At 72.3% G+C, this 15,601-nt stretch carries 17 protein-coding genes; 5 read left to right on the forward strand and 12 right to left on the reverse strand.

Annotated features, from left to right (window positions below):
• Window positions 1-77: 77 nt before the first annotated feature.
• Together ACKUB9_RS08135 and ACKUB9_RS08140 are read left to right on the forward strand one after the other, a co-directional pair.
• Complete coding sequence (locus ACKUB9_RS08135) at window positions 78-317, forward strand: hypothetical protein (RefSeq protein ID WP_407520778.1); 240 nt, start codon at window positions 78-80, stop codon at window positions 315-317.
• Entirely contained in the window at window positions 275-1,588 is a 1,314-nt protein-coding gene (locus ACKUB9_RS08140; protein WP_407520776.1) for a DUF1176 domain-containing protein, read from the forward strand. Before ACKUB9_RS08135 ends, ACKUB9_RS08140 begins: the two co-directional genes overlap by 43 nt.
• 23 nt (window positions 1,589-1,611) lie before the next feature.
• Here ACKUB9_RS08140 and ACKUB9_RS08145 read toward each other — a convergent pair whose 3' ends face one another.
• Window positions 1,612-2,034, reverse strand: a complete 423-nt coding sequence (locus tag ACKUB9_RS08145; protein ID WP_407520774.1) for a MerR family transcriptional regulator — start codon at window positions 2,032-2,034, stop codon at window positions 1,612-1,614.
• A gap of 56 nt (window positions 2,035-2,090) precedes the next feature.
• Here ACKUB9_RS08145 and ACKUB9_RS08150 point away from each other — a divergent pair, with 56 nt between their 5' ends.
• On the forward strand, window positions 2,091-2,960 hold the full coding sequence (locus ACKUB9_RS08150; RefSeq protein WP_407520772.1) for a glutaredoxin family protein: 870 nt from the start codon (window positions 2,091-2,093) through the stop codon (window positions 2,958-2,960).
• 71 nt (window positions 2,961-3,031) lie between these two features.
• On the opposite strand, the gene ACKUB9_RS08155 is transcribed toward ACKUB9_RS08150, so the two are convergent.
• Complete coding sequence (locus ACKUB9_RS08155; RefSeq protein ID WP_407520770.1) at window positions 3,032-3,244, reverse strand: tautomerase family protein; 213 nt, start codon at window positions 3,242-3,244, stop codon at window positions 3,032-3,034.
• Window positions 3,245-3,413: 169 nt separating this feature from the next.
• Between ACKUB9_RS08155 and ACKUB9_RS08160 the strand changes: the two genes are divergently transcribed.
• Together ACKUB9_RS08160 and ACKUB9_RS08165 are read left to right on the forward strand one after the other, a co-directional pair.
• Complete coding sequence (locus tag ACKUB9_RS08160; RefSeq protein WP_407520768.1) at window positions 3,414-4,967, forward strand: winged helix-turn-helix domain-containing protein; 1,554 nt, start codon at window positions 3,414-3,416, stop codon at window positions 4,965-4,967.
• A 118-nt stretch (window positions 4,968-5,085) separates the two neighbouring features.
• The gene (locus ACKUB9_RS08165) at window positions 5,086-5,418 is read left to right on the forward strand and encodes a hypothetical protein (protein ID WP_407520766.1); all 333 of its coding nucleotides are present in this window, start codon (window positions 5,086-5,088) and stop codon (window positions 5,416-5,418) included.
• Window positions 5,419-5,656: 238 nt separating this feature from the next.
• Here ACKUB9_RS08165 and ACKUB9_RS08170 read toward each other — a convergent pair whose 3' ends face one another.
• From ACKUB9_RS08170 to ACKUB9_RS08215, 10 genes are all read right to left on the reverse strand, one after another.
• The gene (locus tag ACKUB9_RS08170) at window positions 5,657-6,205 is read right to left on the reverse strand and encodes a hypothetical protein (protein WP_407520764.1); all 549 of its coding nucleotides are present in this window, start codon (window positions 6,203-6,205) and stop codon (window positions 5,657-5,659) included.
• 181 nt (window positions 6,206-6,386) lie between these two features.
• Window positions 6,387-7,397, reverse strand: coding sequence for a M23 family metallopeptidase (locus ACKUB9_RS08175; RefSeq protein ID WP_407520762.1), 1,011 nt, complete (start codon window positions 7,395-7,397; stop codon window positions 6,387-6,389).
• A 118-nt stretch (window positions 7,398-7,515) separates the two neighbouring features.
• The gene (locus ACKUB9_RS08180) at window positions 7,516-7,737 is read right to left on the reverse strand and encodes a hypothetical protein (RefSeq protein WP_407520760.1); all 222 of its coding nucleotides are present in this window, start codon (window positions 7,735-7,737) and stop codon (window positions 7,516-7,518) included.
• 106 nt (window positions 7,738-7,843) lie between these two features.
• Window positions 7,844-9,958, reverse strand: a complete 2,115-nt coding sequence (locus ACKUB9_RS08185; protein ID WP_407520758.1) for a methyl-accepting chemotaxis protein — start codon at window positions 9,956-9,958, stop codon at window positions 7,844-7,846.
• A gap of 139 nt (window positions 9,959-10,097) precedes the next feature.
• Window positions 10,098-10,376: a hypothetical protein gene (locus tag ACKUB9_RS08190; RefSeq protein WP_407520756.1), complete on the reverse strand. Its 279-nt coding sequence runs from the start codon at window positions 10,374-10,376 to the stop codon at window positions 10,098-10,100.
• A 112-nt stretch (window positions 10,377-10,488) separates the two neighbouring features.
• Window positions 10,489-11,379, reverse strand: coding sequence for a LysR family transcriptional regulator (locus tag ACKUB9_RS08195; RefSeq protein ID WP_407520754.1), 891 nt, complete (start codon window positions 11,377-11,379; stop codon window positions 10,489-10,491).
• A 96-nt stretch (window positions 11,380-11,475) separates the two neighbouring features.
• A complete protein-coding gene (locus tag ACKUB9_RS08200) occupies window positions 11,476-11,643 on the reverse strand; it encodes a hypothetical protein (RefSeq protein WP_407520752.1) in 168 nt (55 codons plus the stop codon).
• A 308-nt stretch (window positions 11,644-11,951) separates the two neighbouring features.
• Window positions 11,952-12,416, reverse strand: coding sequence for a nuclear transport factor 2 family protein (locus ACKUB9_RS08205; RefSeq protein ID WP_407520750.1), 465 nt, complete (start codon window positions 12,414-12,416; stop codon window positions 11,952-11,954).
• Between the two features lie 99 nt (window positions 12,417-12,515).
• Window positions 12,516-14,576, reverse strand: a complete 2,061-nt coding sequence (locus tag ACKUB9_RS08210) for a 2Fe-2S iron-sulfur cluster-binding protein (RefSeq protein WP_407520748.1) — start codon at window positions 14,574-14,576, stop codon at window positions 12,516-12,518.
• Window positions 14,577-14,637: 61 nt separating this feature from the next.
• Window positions 14,638-15,255, reverse strand: coding sequence for a glutathione S-transferase family protein (locus tag ACKUB9_RS08215; protein ID WP_407520746.1), 618 nt, complete (start codon window positions 15,253-15,255; stop codon window positions 14,638-14,640).
• Window positions 15,256-15,601 lie beyond the last annotated feature (346 nt).

Consider the following 15,601-nt stretch of genomic DNA (forward strand, 5'->3'; position numbering starts at 1 on the left):
GTTTTCCAGGGTCATTCCGGACGGGACACGGCCGGTTGATCTGTTTTCACCGGGATCCGAGGGCCGAGCGCCCGAGAATGACGGTGGCCGACGAGGGGATGGAGCGGATCGCGGCGGGCGAGGCCTGCTTCGAGCGGCGCGACGAGGCAGTGAATGTGCGCCGCCACCCGGACCAGACCGTGGCGAGTCTCCGGCTGACGTGGCATGGCTTCTCGGCCGAGGATGGACACTCACCCGGATGGGGCTCGGCGGCACGCTGCGCGGGGGAGAGCGGGTGGATCAGGACCTTCACGGCCGGCCCGACGGCTTCGCCCTGACGTGCATGCCGCAGCACTGCAGCCTGACCCTGCGGCGGCTTGATCGCGGCGTGGCCCTCGACATCCGCGGATCGGACGGCGAAGTGCGGGGAGGGCGAGCGGTGAGCCACCCGGTCCGTCTTCATCGCGCTGCCGTCCGCGCGGCCGTGCTCGTCGCCCTCCTCACGCCGCCGGGCGCGCAGGCCGCCCAGTCTGCGCGGCCGGGACCTGACCCGGCGAAGGCGGAGATCGGCCTCCAGGGCGAGTTCCAGGACTGGATCGTCGGCTGCGACAACACCCGCACCTGCCGCGCCATCGGCCTGCCCGCCGAGTCCGCCGCCGAGGGGACGGCGCTGATCCTCGACCGCGGCGGCGAGCCGGCGGCGCGGCCCGTGATCCGCCTCGTGCTGCCGAAGCCCGAGGCGGGTGCGCGCCCGCTCGACGGCACGCTTCAGCTCGCGGCGGACGGTGCGCCGCTGCCGCCGCTCGCCATCGGCAGCGGCCTTCAGGTCGAGGATCCGGATGCCGAAACGTGGCGGGCGCGGATCCGGGATGCGGCGGCCGAGGGCGCCCTCCTGCGCGCCCTGCGGACCGCGAAGGTGCTCACCGTCGCCCGCGCGGGCGAGCCGCCATTCGCCACCCTCTCGCTCGCGGGCGCCGCGGCGGCGCTGCTCCTCGTCGACGAGCGCCAGCAGCGGATCGGCACCGCGGGGGCGCTCGTTCGGCCCGGCGACCGGCCCGACGCCGAGGTGCCGGCCCCGCCGCCCCTGCCCCGCCCGCCGGCCGCCAGGCCGGTCACGACGCTTTCCGCCAAGACCGCGCTGCCGGCCCCGGTGCGGCGGCTCTACGAGGCCGATCTCAAGGCCGATCAGTGCAGCCGGGAGGGGACCGGCGCGCTCGAACGGGTGGTCGCCCGTCTGGCGCCGGGCCTCGTGCTCTACGCGCTGCCCTGCTGGCAGGGCGCCTACCAGGGCAGCCGCGCCTATTACCTGCACCACACCGGCTCCGGCCGGGCGGAGCCCCTGGTGCTGCCCCGACCGCAGAAGCGGGGGCGGATGGAGGCGAGTCCGGTCGTGCCGCGGCACATCCTGGGCGGCGACGAGGTCGACCCGGCCCGGGGCGAAATCTCGGAATTCGCGAAGGGCCGCGGCATCGCCGATTGCGGCACCGCGGCCTCGTGGCTCTGGACCGGCCGGGACTTCGCACTCACGGCCTACAGCGACCTGCCCGTCTGCCGCGGGCTCGACCACGACGACTGGCTCACGCTCCACCGAACGGTGCCGCCGGGCTGAGGCGGACCCGCAACCATCGGCCCCTACGGATCGGCGAACGCCGTGATGATGGGGCAGGGCCCCGCCGACCCGCCGCCGCATTGCCGGGCGAGGCGCGCGAGGGCCTCCCGCGCGGCCTGCAGCTCGGCGATCTTGGCGTCCAGCGCCCTGATCCGCTCGGTGGCCAGCGCGCGGGCCCGCGCCCGGTCGTCGGTCGCGTCGAGCGCGATCAGCTCGGCGATCTGCTCCAGCGTGAACCCGGCGGACTGCGCGGACCGGATGAACCGCAACCGGCGCGCATCCTGCTCGCCGTAGCGCCGGACGCCGCCGCCGTGACCGCCGCCGGGGCGCTGCGGCGTGTCGAGCAGCCCGCGCCGCTGGTAGTAGCGCACCGTTTCCACGCCGACGCCGCCCGCCCGGGCGAGCCCCGCGATCGTCATCTCCGGCATCGCTTGACTCCGTACCATGGTACGGACTCTATACCGGCAGCAGCGACGAGGCCAAACGGAAGAAGATTGCTGCGATGCTGTCCACACCCCACCCCCGCCGGGCCATGCTCTATCGCATGGTCATGGATCACCATGTCTGCCCTTACGGCCTGAAGGCCAGGCACCTGCTGCGCAGCCGGGGCTTCGCGGTCGATGACCGCTGGCTGACCAGCCGCGAGGCCACCGAGGCGTTCAAGGCCGAGCACGGCGTCAAGACCACCCCGCAGACCTTCATCGACGGCGAGCGGATCGGCGGCTACGACGATCTGCGGCGGCATCTCGGGATGGCGGTCGCCGATCCGAAGGCGACCACCTATACGCCCGTCGTCGCGCTGTTCGGCATGACGCTGCTGATGGCGCTCGCCGCGAGCCATGCGGCCTACGGCACGCCCTTCACGCTGCGCGCGGCCGAGTGGTTCATCGCCTTCAGCATGGCCGTGCTCGCGCTCCTGAAGCTCCAGAACGTCGAGAGCTTCTCGACCATGTTCCTGAACTACGACCTGCTCGCGCGGCGCTGGGTGCCCTACGCCACCCTCTACCCCTTCGCCGAGGGGCTGGCCGGCGTGCTGATGATCGCGGGCGCGCTGAACTGGCTCAGCATCCCGCTCGCCCTGACGATCGGCACGATCGGCGCGGTGTCGGTGTTCAAGGCGGTCTACATCGACCGGCGCGAGCTGAAATGCGCCTGCGTGGGCGGCAGCAGCAACGTCCCGCTCGGGTTCGTGTCGCTGACCGAGAACCTGATGATGGTGTTGATGGCGCTGTGGATGCTGGCGGCCGCGCTCGGCATCGGCCCCGGCCACGCGGTGCCGGCGGCGCATGCCGCCACGGCGGCCCAGTCGGCCGCTCATTCGGCCGCGGCGAGCCCCGGTCCGCCCGCCCATCGGGCGCCCGGGCGGGGCTGAACCGGCGGGAGGCCCCGCCGGGGCGCCGGGCCGTCAGCGCGCCGGACCGCTCCCGTCCGGCGCGCGGCCGATCACGACCGGAGCGCCTTGACGTCCTCGGTGGTGAGGCCCTTGCCGCCGATGCCCCAGGCGCCGCTGCTGAACTCCTGGACCCGCACCCAGGTCACGCCGCGCATGGCCTCGCCCTCGATCTCGACCATGGCATCGGTGACCTTCTCGATCATCCCCTTCTTCTGCGCGTCCGTGAAAACGCCCTCGATGAGTTGAATGTCGACGAGCGGCATGGTGCATCTCCTTGATCTCCGTCCCGCACCGCCGCGGGAGCGATCCGGCAGCATCTAACCCCGACGCCGCGAGCGATGCTGGGAGATGGTCTGGACGATCTCGGGAGAGTTCGTGGAGATGTGCTAGGATGACCGCGCCGCGCATGCGCTCGTCCATGGAGGGCCGGCGATGCCCTACCGGTTCGACGGGTTCGAACTCGACGCCGACCGGGTCGAACTGCGCCGCCACGGCCTGATCGTTCCGGTCGAGCCGCAGGTCTTCGCGTTGCTCCTCCTGCTCGTCGAGAACCGGGACCGCATGGTCTCCAAGGAGGAGATCATCGGGACGGTGTGGGGCGGACGCGCCGTGTCGGATTCCGCCCTGTCGAGCCGCATCAAGTCGGCGCGCCGCGCGCTCGGCGACGACGGGCCGGAGCGGCGGTTCATCCGCACCCTGCACGGCCAGGGCTTCCGCTTCGTCGCAGACGTGACGGCGGCCGAGCCGCGCGCGCTGCCGCCCGCCGGCCCAAGTCCGGAAGCACCTCCGCCGCCCGTCTCCGCCCGGCCGTCGATCGCGATCCTTCCCTTCCGCCTCGTCGCCGCCTCGGAATTGCATCCGGCCCTCGGGGAGGCCGTCGCGCACGACCTCATCGTCGCCCTGTCGCGCCTGCGCTGGCTGTTCGTCATCGCGCGCGGCTCCTCCTTCCGCTTCCGGTCGGGACATCCGGACGCCTGCCGGGCCGGACGGCTGCTCAACGCGAGCTACTGCCTGTGCGGGATCGTCGAGACGATGGCCGGCAGCGTGGTGATCACGGCCGAACTCATCGACACCCGCTCCGAGGAGGTGCTGTGGGCGGACCGGTGCACCGGTCCGATCGAGGCGATCCACGCCCTGCGGGCGCGGATCGCCGCGAGCGTCATCGCGGCCCTGGAGATCCAGATCCCGCTGCACGAGGCGGCCCTCGCGAGCGTGGCCTCGCCCCATTGCCTGAGCGCCTGGTCGGCCTACCACCTGGGCCTCAGGCACCTTCACCGCTTCACCCGCCAGGACAACGCCGTCGCGACGGGCCTCTTCGCGCGCGCCCTCGCCCTCGACCCCTATTTCGTCCGCGCCCATGCGGGGCTGTCCTCGACCCACTTCCAGAGCGCCTTCCTGCGCTATTCCGGCGACGCGGCCGGCGATGCCAGGGCGGCGCGCGCCCATGCCGAGCGCAGCCTGGACCTCGATCCGCTCGACCCGGTCGCGAACTTCACGATGGGCCGGGCCTTCTGGCTGACCGGGGAGGTCGACCGGAGCTATCCGTGGCTGGAGCGGGCGACGGCGCTCAGCCCGAGCTTCGCCCAGGGTTTCTACGCGCGCGCCTGGGCGGACGCGATCACCGAACGGGATCGCACCGGCATCGAGAACGTCGAGATGGCGATGGCGCTCAGCCCCCTCGATCCCCTCCACTACGCCATGCTGGCGACGCGCGCGTTGACCTGCCTGATCCAGGGCTCCACCGGGCCGGCGGCCGCCTGGGCCGAAAGGGCGGCCCAATCCCCCGGGGCGCACGTGATGATCTCGCTCATCGCCGTCATCGCCCAGACGCTGGACGGGAACCGCGACCGCGCGGCGATCTGGACCGCGGATGTGCGCCGCCGCGGCGGCAGCTCCCAGGCGCATTTCTTCGCCTCGTTCCCGTTCCGGGACGGGCCGCTCCGCCGCCGCATGGCGAAGGCCCTGGGCGACAACGGGATCGCCTGACCCGGCCGGACGGGCCTCTGCGGCGCGCTCGCTGCGCGGTGCGATGGCACACGTCGATCGCAAGTCGCCGTGCCCACATTCCATGCCGAGGCCTAATCAAGGCCCAGGCATTCCGACCATGAGCAACCACACGCCACGCACGCGCAGCTGGATCGCCAAGGAGGTTGATCTTAGCGCCTACGGCAGCATTCCCTTCGTGATCATCAGCGCGGAGGTCGAGGTGGGCCACGACAACGCGGAGCCGTACCTCTGCCAGATCTGCACGAGCGATTTCGGCCCGCACACACTCGTCCTGACCTTGCGGGCCGCGGCGCACCCTCACGATGGCCACGTGCCGGCGACCAAACCCGTGCACTTCAAGAAGATCGAGAAGTACGGGAGGTACGACAACGTCATGATCCTGTGGAACGGCGAGCAGCTGCAGGATCTGCCGATCGCGCGAGCGGCCTGAGCGACGCGCCGACGGGACCATCGCTCCGAAGAGACCTCCTGTGCAGGCAACTCAGGATGGGGTGGCGGCTGGAATGAAGCCGAAAACTTGGTCGGGCAAACGAGCACGCGCCCCTTTCCCGGATCTCCTTCCGCTGACGCTCCAGTCGTCCGGGAAAGGAGGAGGGGGCGGGAAGGGCTTGCCTCCACGCCGCTTCCGCGACGAACCCATACCGGCTTCGTCGGACAAGGCCCTGAGGTCAGCAGCCGATGCAGATGTCCCGCACCACCTTCAGTCCCTTGATCCCCGTGAGTTGCTGGTTCGGGAGGCTCCGGGTCTCCGGCGGCCTGGGGGCGACCGGGGCCGGAACGGTGCCCGTCGTCTCGGGCTTCCGGGGCACGAAGGCGGAGCCGTCCGGTCGGGGCGGCACGTAGGCGAAATAGATGTCCGACGTGCCGGCGGGAGGCGCAGCCGGGGCGGGGGTCTGCGCCAGCGACCCGCTCGGGACGGCGAGCACCACGCCGAGAGTCAGGAGGGCCGGGGTGATCCACATGATCGACCTCGAGACGGCCGGCGCGGTGTTCGGCTTCTGCCGGTCCTGCACCAGCGGTTCCGTCGGCTCGGGCCTGCCGGTCGGGTCGACCGTCCGCCGTCCGGGGCCGGCCTCCACTGGGCCCTTGCTCTCATCGACGCGGGTGGCGGACGAGGTCGGGCTCGCGCCCTCCGGAAGGGCGCGCGGCTCCTCCGCGGCCTGGACCGGAGCCGCTCCGCTCTGCGCCAGCACCGCACTCGCCGTCGTGATCCGCATGGAGCCTCCTGCCAGTGCCGTACCGGAGGGCAACGAGCGGGACTCGATCAGGTTCGCGTATCGGGCGATCGGCTCTCGCGCGTTCTGGCCGCCAGGAATACCAGTTCGGCGCACGAGAGCGCAGAACAATAACGGGTTAGGGCCGCGCGATCGACCGCGGCCCTCGGCGCGCCGCCGGCACCTACGGCAGCGCCGCCGTGAAGACGCGCTCGATCGCCACCGCCCCGGCGCGCATCACCCGGAAGGTCGCCGTGTAGGGGCCGGACGCCCAGCCGTCCGGTGGGCGCCTGCGGCCCGCGAACAGCAGGGACTCGGCCCGGGGCCGCAGGAGCGGCGCGGCCTGGTTCTCGGCGAGCACGCGCCCGTCCGGCCCCGTCACCGTCAGCCGCTGCACGTCGCCGGTGTCGAGGCCGATCGCGTGCACGAACGCGACCAGCGCCGCCGCGTCCCGTCCGGGCCGGCGCGTCGCCTCGCTCTCGACGGCATCCTGGGTGACCGGCCCGTCCGCGAAGCCTGCCGTGAGCACGGCCCCGGCCTGATAGGCCAGCGCCGCCCGGACGGGCTCTTCCCACACGGTCTCCGCCGTCGCGGCCTCGGGCCGGCAGCCGTCTGCCGCGAGGCCGGGCGCGAAGGGATCGACCACCGTGCCGTGGCGGCGCAGCGTGAGGTGCAGGTGCGGAAACTCGGTCGCGCCCGAAAAACCCACCTGCGCGATCGGCTGGCCGGCCGTCACTGTCTCGCCGGGCCGCACCCGCACGCTGCCCTTGGCGAGATGGCAATACTGCGTCTCGTAGCCGTCCGGGTGCGCGATCACGAGGCCGTTGCCGCATTCGCGGCCCGCCACCGCCGCACGGCCGACCTCGCGCAGGGAGCGGTCCTCCGCGTCGTTGCGGGTGCGCAGGACGCGACCGCCCGCGGCGGCGAGCACCGTCCCCGGTTCGCGGGCCGCGAGCGCGCGCGTGGCCAGCCGGAAGTCGGTCCCGTCGTGACCATCGTAGGTCCGCGAGCCGCAGGTGTGGTCGCGCGCGCCGGCCGAGGGGTCGTGATCGACGTAGTGCTGCACGAAGCAGGTCCGGCCCGGTTCGCAGGCGAGCGGCAGGCGCAGCCGGAACGGCTCGGCGAGCGCCGCGGCCGGACACCACGAGAGGGCCAGGAGGAGGGTCAGGAGGAGGGCCGAGCGAAGGCGGGTCATCCGGTCACGCTGCTCCGGGGCAGGCGGTGAGCGGCACCGCGATGGGCCAGACGCCCGGCACCCGCCCCCACGTCCCGCCGGACAAACCCGTCATCGGCCCGGGGCGTCCGGCGCGCGATCAGCGCCGCGCCGCGGACCGCCGGGTCTCCCGCACCGATTTCCGGTCCTCGTCGAGCTGCGTCAGCAGCGCGGCCAGGCGGGGATCGAGCTGCTCGTCGAGCACCGGATCGTAGAGGATCTGCAGCTCCCGCCCCAGCCGCTCCCGCGTCGCCGCATCGAGGATCGGCCCGCCGCTGCTGGGGTGGGGTTCCGCGCGTGCCTGGGGGGCTGACTCGGCCATGGCCTCTACATGGCGGACGGGCCGCCGCCGGCAAGTGTCGAAACGACCGGCCGGCGACGATCGCGCCGGCCGAAGGGGACCTGGAACTGCGCCTCCGAAGGGCGCCTCAGGCGGCCCGGACCGTGCCGAGGAAGCGCGCGACCTCGGTGGTCAGCTGATCGGACTGGCGCGAGAGTTCCGAGGCGGCGGCGAGCACCTGGGCGGCGGCCGCGCCCGTCTCCTCCGCGGCGCCCGCGACGTGCGCGATGTTGCTCGTCACCTCGCTGGTGCCCTGCGCCGCCTGGGCCACGTTGCGCACGATCTCCTGGGTCGCCGCCCCCTGCTCCTCCACGGCCGCCGCGATGGACGAGGAGACCGCGTTGATCTCGCGGATGCGCTCGGTGATCCCGCCGATGGCCGCGACCGCCCCGCTGGTCGATCCCTGGATCCGGCCGATATGGCCGCCGATCTCCTCCGTGGCGCGCGAGGTCTGCGCCGCCAGATCCTTGACCTCGGCGGCGACCACCGCGAAGCCGCGGCCGGCCTCGCCGGCGCGCGCCGCCTCGATGGTGGCGTTGAGCGCCAGCAGGTTGGTCTGGCCGGCGATGGTGGCGATGAGGCCCACGACGTCGCCGATCCTGCTCACCGCCGCCGAGAGCTCCTGCACGAGACGGCCGGTCTGGTCCGCCTCGGAGACGGCGGCCTGGGCCAGCGATGCGGAGCCGGCCACCTGCCGGGCGATCTCCTGCACGGAGGCGCCGAGTTCCTCGGCCGCCGCCGCCACCGTGCCGACGTTCGAGGCCGCCTGTTCCGCCGCGGCGGCCGCGCCCGTGGACTGGCCCGCCGTGTGCCGCGCCGTGCCCGTCATGCTCTGGGCCGTCGCCTGCAGCTCGGTCGCGGACGACGAGACCATGCCGACGATCCCGCCGATGGCCTGCTCGAAGGCATCGGCCATCTGGCGCATCCCCGCCTTGCGCTGCTCCTCCGCGGCCAAGCGGGCCTCGGCCGTCTCGACCTCCAGCGCGCGCATCCGGATCAGGCCGTCCTTGAAGACCTGCACGGCGCCGGCCATGTCGCCCAGCTCGTCCCGGCGATCGGCGCCCGCGACCGAAACGCCGAGATCGCCGTCCGCGAGGCGCCGCATCGCCCGGGTCATGCCCGTCAGGGGCTTGGTGACGCGCCACCGCACGACCGCGAACCCGGCGATGGCCAGCATCCCGGCGAGCGCCAGGAGGGCGAGGCGCACCTGAAGCTCCCTCACGGCCGCCTCGTACCGCTCCTGCGCGTGCGCATGCGCGATCGCCATCGCGGCGGTCGGGATCGCCGCCAGCGCGTCGAGGCCCTGGTTGCCGAGCCGGTCGAGATCGTCGTTGCCGACCGAGGGAGGCCGCTTGGCCGCGACATCCTCGTAGGCCGCCTTGCGCATCCGCTCGTAGGTCTCGAACACGGTGGTGCCGGCCGACTTCGCCAGCGCCGTCAGGTCGGCGGGGGCCCCCGGACGCGCGAGCAGTTCGGTGAGCACCGCCCATTGCGAGAGTGCGCGACCGCGCAGATCCGCGATGGTGCGGTCGAGCGCCGGCGAGAGGTCGCCCTTGGCGCGGGCCTCGGCGAGCGTCGTGCGCTCGAGGCCGATGCCGTCGCGGGTCAGCCAGGCGGCCTGCTTGATCGCCATGAGCTCGGCCGTCTCGACGTCGACCATGCGGATGGCCTCGCCGAGCGCCACCGACATCTTCTCCAGCCGGTCGATGACGTCCGTCGCCGCCGCGTTGAACTCCCCGCTCAGGCCCGGGCGCCTCTGCTCCACAGGCACCCGGAGGGCGGCGTCCGCCTCGGTGCGGAGCGTGGCGAGCCGGGCGACGCTGCCCGACAGGCCGGCGGCGATCTCGGCCTTGCCGCCCGTGCAGTCGATGGTGCCGCAGAGGTCGAGGACGCGGGCGATCGCCGGATCGGCCTTCTGACGGGCCGTGGCCAGCATGGTGAGGAAGGCGTCGGAGGCGGGCTGCTTGGCGCCGAGCGCCACCCGCGTCGGACCGCGCTGGACCCGCGAGTTCTGGAGCGCCGCGAAGACCTCGCGGCCGGCCTCGGTCACCGCCACGACCCGCTGGCTGTCGCGCAATCCCCGGATCTCGCCGACGACCGGGACGCCGAGCGCCGCGACGCCGAGCACCGTCATGGCCCCGAAGAGCCCCTGAAGGGTCGTCCCGATCCTTGGTGAAAAGCCGCGCACCGTCATCACTCGCATCACCCGCTCGGGGCCTCTTACAACCGCAATCAAATTGCACGCTGCACGAGAAGCCTGAAGGTTTGCTTGCGATGTCGCGGTTCTGGTCGTCGGACAGCGCCGCCCGCACGACGGGTGCGCGGGCGGCGCTGCCGGAGGATCACACGCTCGGACGGGACTCGCCCGCGCTGGCGAGGCGGCCGCTGCTCGCGCCGCCATACGTGTCGAAGCCGAAGCGCCGGAAGCCGCGGCCGAAGCCGCGCCCGCCGTGGAAGCGGTGGAACTTGTAGAACCGTCCGCCGTGGAAGCCGTGCTTGTGGAAGCCGCCGTGGTAGCCTCCGCCGTGATACCCGCCGAAGCCGCGGGCTTCCGCGGACCCGGCGAAGCTGACAGCCGCGATGCCCGAGATCAGGGCGGCACCGAAAATCGTCTTGACCATCTCTTGCTCCTTCTCTTGCGAGGTGAGAGCAGGATGCGGGGCGCGGCCGGCGCCTTCCGTGAAGCGGATCACACGGACGCCGTCGCGGTCGCCCGAAGCCTTGGCCAGCCCCTCAGTTCAGCAGGCGGTTCGCGCGCAGGCGCGCCACGGCCATGTCGACGAAGCTGCGCACCTTGGCCGGCGCCTGCCGGCCCTCCGGGGAGAGGACGTGGATCGGCAGCGGCGGCGGCTCGTGGTCGGCGAGCACGATCTGGAGCCGCCCGTCCCGCAGGGCCGAACCGATCTGGTAGTGCAGCACCCGCGTCAGTCCCCAGCCCGCCAGGGCGGCGGAGATGCAGGCCTCGTTGGTGTTGCTCTGCAGGGTGGGGTGGATGGTGACCCGCTGATCCCCCGCGAACCGCCATTCGGGCGACGCGAAGGCGCCGGTCGAGATCGCGATGCGGTGATCCTTCAGATCCGTCGGCGTCGTCGGAACGCCGTGCCGCTCGAAATACCCGGGCGAGCCGCAGATGACGCGGCGGACCGAGCCGACCCGGGCGGCCGCGAAGCCGGAATCCGGCAGGTGGCCGATGCGGACGGCGACGTCGATGCCTTCCTCGAGGATGTTCACCTGGCGGTCGACGAAGAGCGTGCGCGCCGCCATGGTCGGGTAGGCGTCGAGATAGTCGGTGACGATGGGCAGGACATGCATCTGCCCGAACAGGACCGAGGCCGTGATGGCCAGCGTCCCGGACGGCGTCGCGTAGGAGCCGGCGGCGGCAGCCTCGGCCTCGACGATGTCGGCCAGGATGCGCCGGCAATCCTCGACGTAGCGGCGGCCCGCCTCCGTCAGCTTCACCGAGCGCGTGGTGCGGACGAACAGCCGGGCGCCGATCGCCGCTTCGAGCCCGGCCACCGCACGCGTCACGGCCGGCGGGCTCATGTGCAGATGGCGCGCTGTCTCGGCGAAACTCGCCGTCTCCGCGACCTTCACGACGATACGCATGGCCTGCCACCGGTCCATCACGATCCTCTCTGCCGCCATCCGGGCCAGGGTCACCGGACGATCGCGAGGGATAAAGCCGTTGTCGGCCCCGCGTCTCGGGTCGAGGGGCAGCGATCAACCGTGATGCGGTCCCCGCGGCTCGATGGCGGGAAAGGCGGTGAAATGCCCCGCGAATCCTTCGATCGCGCGGCAGACCTCGTCGGCGATGCCCAGCCGGACCGCCCGCGCGCGCTCGGCCCGGCGCTCATCCTCGCTCCCGCGCGTCGCGACGGTCAGGGCCACGGCCCGCGCCGTCAGGGCGCGCGGCTCCCGCGGGAGGCGGGGGTTTCCGGTTTCCGTGCAAACCCTCCCCCTCGCCGAACGAAGCGCGGGATCCCAATGGGATGGCCGCTGAGACAGTCTCTGCCATGCAGCCTCCCTATCAAGCGTCCGCCAGGAGCGCGGGGGCGTCCGCCGCCCGTCTCGCCCCTGCACCAGACCCGCCGTCATGCCGTCGTGGACCGTTGGCAGGCCAACGCTTCGTCCGCTGAGATTCGTGTTCTGCCGCAGGTTCTTGTTGCAAAACCGGCGGTCACTTTTGCGAAACCTGCTTAGAAGCCGAATTCACTGAGACCCGGATGGTCGTCCGGCCGCCGGCCCAGCGGCCAGCGGAACTTGCGGTCCGCCTCCGCGATGGGATGCTCGTTGATGCTGGAATGCCGAACGCGCATCAGCCCGTCCTCGGCGAACTCCCAGTTCTCGTTGCCGTAGGCCCGGAACCACTGGCCGCTGTCGTCGTGGTACTCGTAGGCGTACCGCACGGCGATGCGGTTGCCCGCGAACGCCCAGAGCTCCTTGATGAGGCGGTAATCCAGCTCGCGGTTCCACTTGCGGGTCAGGAACGCCTCGACGTCCTGCCGGCCGTTCAGGAACTCGACGCGGTTCCGCCAGCGCGTGTCGGTCGTGTAGGCCAGGGTGACCTTGGCCGGATCGCGGCTGTTCCAGCCGTCCTCGGCGAGGCGGACTTTTTCGATGGCGCTCCGTTCGTCGAAGGGCGGCAGCGGCGGGCGGGACATGGATCGTCTCCTTGCTGAGGTTGGTGGGCGGGAGCACGCGGCACGACGAGGACGAGAGACTTGGCGCTGCATCCGATAGCCTCGCGACCGGATGCAGAGCTAGAGGGCGAGCTGGATCCGGTCCGCATCCTCGGCCGGCACCGCCGAGCAGATCAGCACCTCGTCCTCCGCCACGGGCGCGCTCGTCTCGCGGACATACGTCACCGCTCCGGCGAGCAGCTTGGTGCGGCAGGTCCCGCAACTCCCGGTCCGGCAGCTGAACTCGGGGCTGAGCCCCCGCGCCTCCGCGAGGTCGAGCAGGGTTCCGGATTCGGGCGTCCAGCGCGCCTCCTTGGTGGAGTCGATGAAGGACACCGGGACCGGCCGTGTCGCGGGCGGCCGGCGCGTCGGCGCGGTCGCGGCGGCCGGGAGGCTCCGCACCAGCGAGGAGGGACCGAACGCCTCCGCGTGGATGCGCTCGTCCGCGATGCTGTAGCCGCGCAGGCCGTCGTAGAGCGCTTGCGCGAAGGCCGGCGGTCCGCAGAGATAGAAGTCGTAATCGGCGAAGGGCAGGAAGCGGGTCAGGAGCGCCATGTCGATCCGCCCGGCGGCGTCGTAATCGATGCCCTCCGTGCCAACGCCGTCCCCGACCACGCGCACGATCCGCACCGCGCCCTGCGCGGCCTCCGCGAGCTGCGCCAGCTCAGCCTCGAAGGCGCGATCCGCCGTCGAACGCACGGCATGGACCAGCGTGGTCGGGCGGACGCGTCGCGTGCGCAGCCCCTCGTAGACCACGTGCTGCAGCATCGCGAGGAGCGGCGTGATGCCGACGCCGCCGGCCAGCAGCACCGCCGGCCGCGTCTCGCGGGCGTCGAGGGTGAAGGCGCCGCCCGGCGCGCGGGCCTCGATGATGTCGCCGACCCGGATCGTGTCGTGCAGGTGGCGCGACACCGCCCCGTCCCGCTTGACGCTGATGCGGTAGAAGCCGTCCGAGGGCGCCACCGACAGCGTGTAGGTCCGGATGACCGGCCTGTCCGACCCGGGAAGGGTCAGGCGGATCGGCAGGTGCTGCCCCGCCTGGTGCGGGATCAGGCCGGCACCGTCGTCGGCTTCCAGGTGGAACGAGCGGATCGCGCGGCTCTCGTCGACGATCCGCGTCACCCGGAGCGGTCGCCAGCGCGCGGCGAGCCTGGCCGCCCGGACGTGGTCGGCCGCCTCCCGCCAGTCGCCGGTCATCAGCGAATTGGGCGACCAGCCCTCGGCCCGGAAGGTCCAGCGCAGCGGGAGGGCGCCCGGCCGGCGCACGACCCGGCGCGGCCGGAAGGTCCAGAGACGCTCGGCGCCCTGAAACCCCGCGATCTCGGGCGAGTCGAGGATCACCGCGGCATCGCCCGTCATCTGCAGGAGATCGCCCGTCTCGAAGTCCGCGAAGACGAGCCCGGCCTTGCCGTTGAGCAGGATGTTGCCGAGCGTGGCGAAGAAGAGGTTGCCGGCGAAATCCGGGATCGTGAGCGTGCCGTCCGCGGCGATGCGGACGAAGCCCGCCTTGCCGCCACGGTGCGAGACGTCGACCTGGCGGCGCTCCTCGCGGTCGGCATAGGAGGCGACGAAGAAGGTGTCCGCGGATTCGATCACCGCCCGCGCCGCCGCATCGAGCCCGGAAGTTTCCTCGACCGCGCCCGGGAAGGGCTCGTGCGGATCCCGGACGAACGCGGCGTCGCGCAACTGGATGTATTGCGGGCAGTTGCCGAAGCTCTGGTCCACCGCGACATGCAGGGCGCCCTGCGCCGTGCTCCGGACGATCCCGTTCAGCCGGTTGCGGCGGCGGGTGTGGAGCTCGATGCCGAGCAGGCCGATGGCGTCGCCGTCCCGCGTGCCCTCGGCGGCCGGATCGCCGGGATCGGGCCGCGCCCGGATGTCGAGGGTCTGCGCCGTGGGCGAGGCGATGAAGCCGGGCCGCCCGGCCAGGAGGGTGGCCCAGGCATCGCCGCGTCCGTCGACGCTGCCCAGGACGATGAAGGGGATCTGCGCGAAGAACGCGCGGTGCTGGTCGGGCATGTAATTTCGCACCACCCGCTGGCCGACCGCCTCCATCCGCTCGGCGACGCCGACCTTCTCCTGAAGGGCTTTCTCGCCGGCGTGCCACGTGGCCAGCGTCCCCATGGACATCGCATCAGCCATGACCGCTCTCCCGTCCGGTTCGGTCCGGCGCGCCGGCAGCGGCGCGCCCGGACCCGCATGGTCACGCCGCGGCCACGAGGCCGGCGGGGGTTCGGGCGAAGAGCACGAAGCCCGGCAGGGCCTCGATCCGGCGCAGGAAGGCGTTGACGGCGGGATACCCCGACAGGTCGACATTGCCCTCGGGCGCCTGCGCCACGTAGCTGTAGAGCGCGACGTCGGCGATGGTCGGGTGCTCGCCGACGAGCCAGTCGCGATCCGCGAGATGGGTCTCCAGCCGGCGCAGCAGCGTGTGGGCGCGGCCGATCACCTCCTCGGGGTTGAAGGGCGCGCCGAACACGGTGACGAGGCGCGCCGCTGCCGGGCCGTACGCGACCTCGCCGGCCGCCACCGACAGCCAGCGCTGCACGGCCGCCTGGCCCTGCACATCCTCCGGCAGCCAGTCGGTCCGGCCGAGCTTGCGCGCCACGTAGACCAGGATGGCGTTGGAATCCGAGACGATCGTGCCGCCGTCGTCCAGCACCGGCACCTGACCGAACGGGTTGAGGGCCAGAAAATCCGGCGTCCTGTGGGCGCCCGCCTTGAGGTCGACCTCGATGAGCTCGTGCGGCACGCCGAGCAGCGCGAGGATCAGGCGCGCCCGGTGCGCGTGGCCCGACAGGGGATGGTGGTAGAGCTTCATGATCGTCTGTCCCGATTGGCCTGGACGGGGATCGTCCCGATCCGTCCGGACAGGGTGATGTGATCGGCCGATACCGGGAATGCTCGTTCTCGGCAGTTCATTGTTGCCGGTAGCGGAATAGTCACCGTCGACCTTGTCGAGCAGGCTCACGTGCCGGCCCTGCTCCCGGACGACTGAAACAACGTGGAAGGAGATCCGGGAGCCAGCGCAAGATGGCGCGAAGCGTCCGTCCGCCTCCAGCGGTGCGGATGCGGAGACGCTCCGCGACGGTTCTTCGCCCTGGTTCCCGGATTTCCTTCCGCTGACGCTTCAGTCGTCCGGGAGAAGGGGAGGGGGTGGGAGCGGG

Origin of the sequence: Methylobacterium oryzisoli (assembly GCF_046557895.1) — a bacterium.
In the GTDB taxonomy this organism is placed as follows: domain Bacteria; phylum Pseudomonadota; class Alphaproteobacteria; order Rhizobiales; family Beijerinckiaceae; genus Methylobacterium; species Methylobacterium oryzisoli.

Excerpts from the sequence above, each read along its gene's own strand:
- ACKUB9_RS08195 (WP_407520754.1), bottom strand. The coding sequence starts at position 11,379 with ATGGACCGGTGGCAGGCCATGCGTATCGTCGTGAAGGTCGCGGAGACG.
- ACKUB9_RS08215 (WP_407520746.1), bottom strand. The coding sequence starts at position 15,255 with ATGAAGCTCTACCACCATCCCCTGTCGGGCCACGCGCACCGGGCGCGC.
- ACKUB9_RS08210 (WP_407520748.1), bottom strand. The coding sequence starts at position 14,576 with ATGGCTGATGCGATGTCCATGGGGACGCTGGCCACGTGGCACGCCGGC.
- ACKUB9_RS08160 (WP_407520768.1), top strand. The coding sequence starts at position 3,414 with ATGCCCTACCGGTTCGACGGGTTCGAACTCGACGCCGACCGGGTCGAA.
- ACKUB9_RS08135 (WP_407520778.1), top strand. The coding sequence starts at position 78 with ATGACGGTGGCCGACGAGGGGATGGAGCGGATCGCGGCGGGCGAGGCC.
- ACKUB9_RS08170 (WP_407520764.1), bottom strand. The coding sequence starts at position 6,205 with ATGCGGATCACGACGGCGAGTGCGGTGCTGGCGCAGAGCGGAGCGGCT.
- ACKUB9_RS08175 (WP_407520762.1), bottom strand. The coding sequence starts at position 7,397 with ATGACCCGCCTTCGCTCGGCCCTCCTCCTGACCCTCCTCCTGGCCCTC.
- ACKUB9_RS08190 (WP_407520756.1), bottom strand. The coding sequence starts at position 10,376 with ATGGTCAAGACGATTTTCGGTGCCGCCCTGATCTCGGGCATCGCGGCT.
- ACKUB9_RS08145 (WP_407520774.1), bottom strand. The coding sequence starts at position 2,034 with ATGGTACGGAGTCAAGCGATGCCGGAGATGACGATCGCGGGGCTCGCC.
- ACKUB9_RS08165 (WP_407520766.1), top strand. The coding sequence starts at position 5,086 with ATGAGCAACCACACGCCACGCACGCGCAGCTGGATCGCCAAGGAGGTT.
- ACKUB9_RS08180 (WP_407520760.1), bottom strand. The coding sequence starts at position 7,737 with ATGGCCGAGTCAGCCCCCCAGGCACGCGCGGAACCCCACCCCAGCAGC.
- ACKUB9_RS08185 (WP_407520758.1), bottom strand. The coding sequence starts at position 9,958 with ATGCGAGTGATGACGGTGCGCGGCTTTTCACCAAGGATCGGGACGACC.
- ACKUB9_RS08205 (WP_407520750.1), bottom strand. The coding sequence starts at position 12,416 with ATGTCCCGCCCGCCGCTGCCGCCCTTCGACGAACGGAGCGCCATCGAA.
- ACKUB9_RS08150 (WP_407520772.1), top strand. The coding sequence starts at position 2,091 with ATGCTGTCCACACCCCACCCCCGCCGGGCCATGCTCTATCGCATGGTC.
- ACKUB9_RS08155 (WP_407520770.1), bottom strand. The coding sequence starts at position 3,244 with ATGCCGCTCGTCGACATTCAACTCATCGAGGGCGTTTTCACGGACGCG.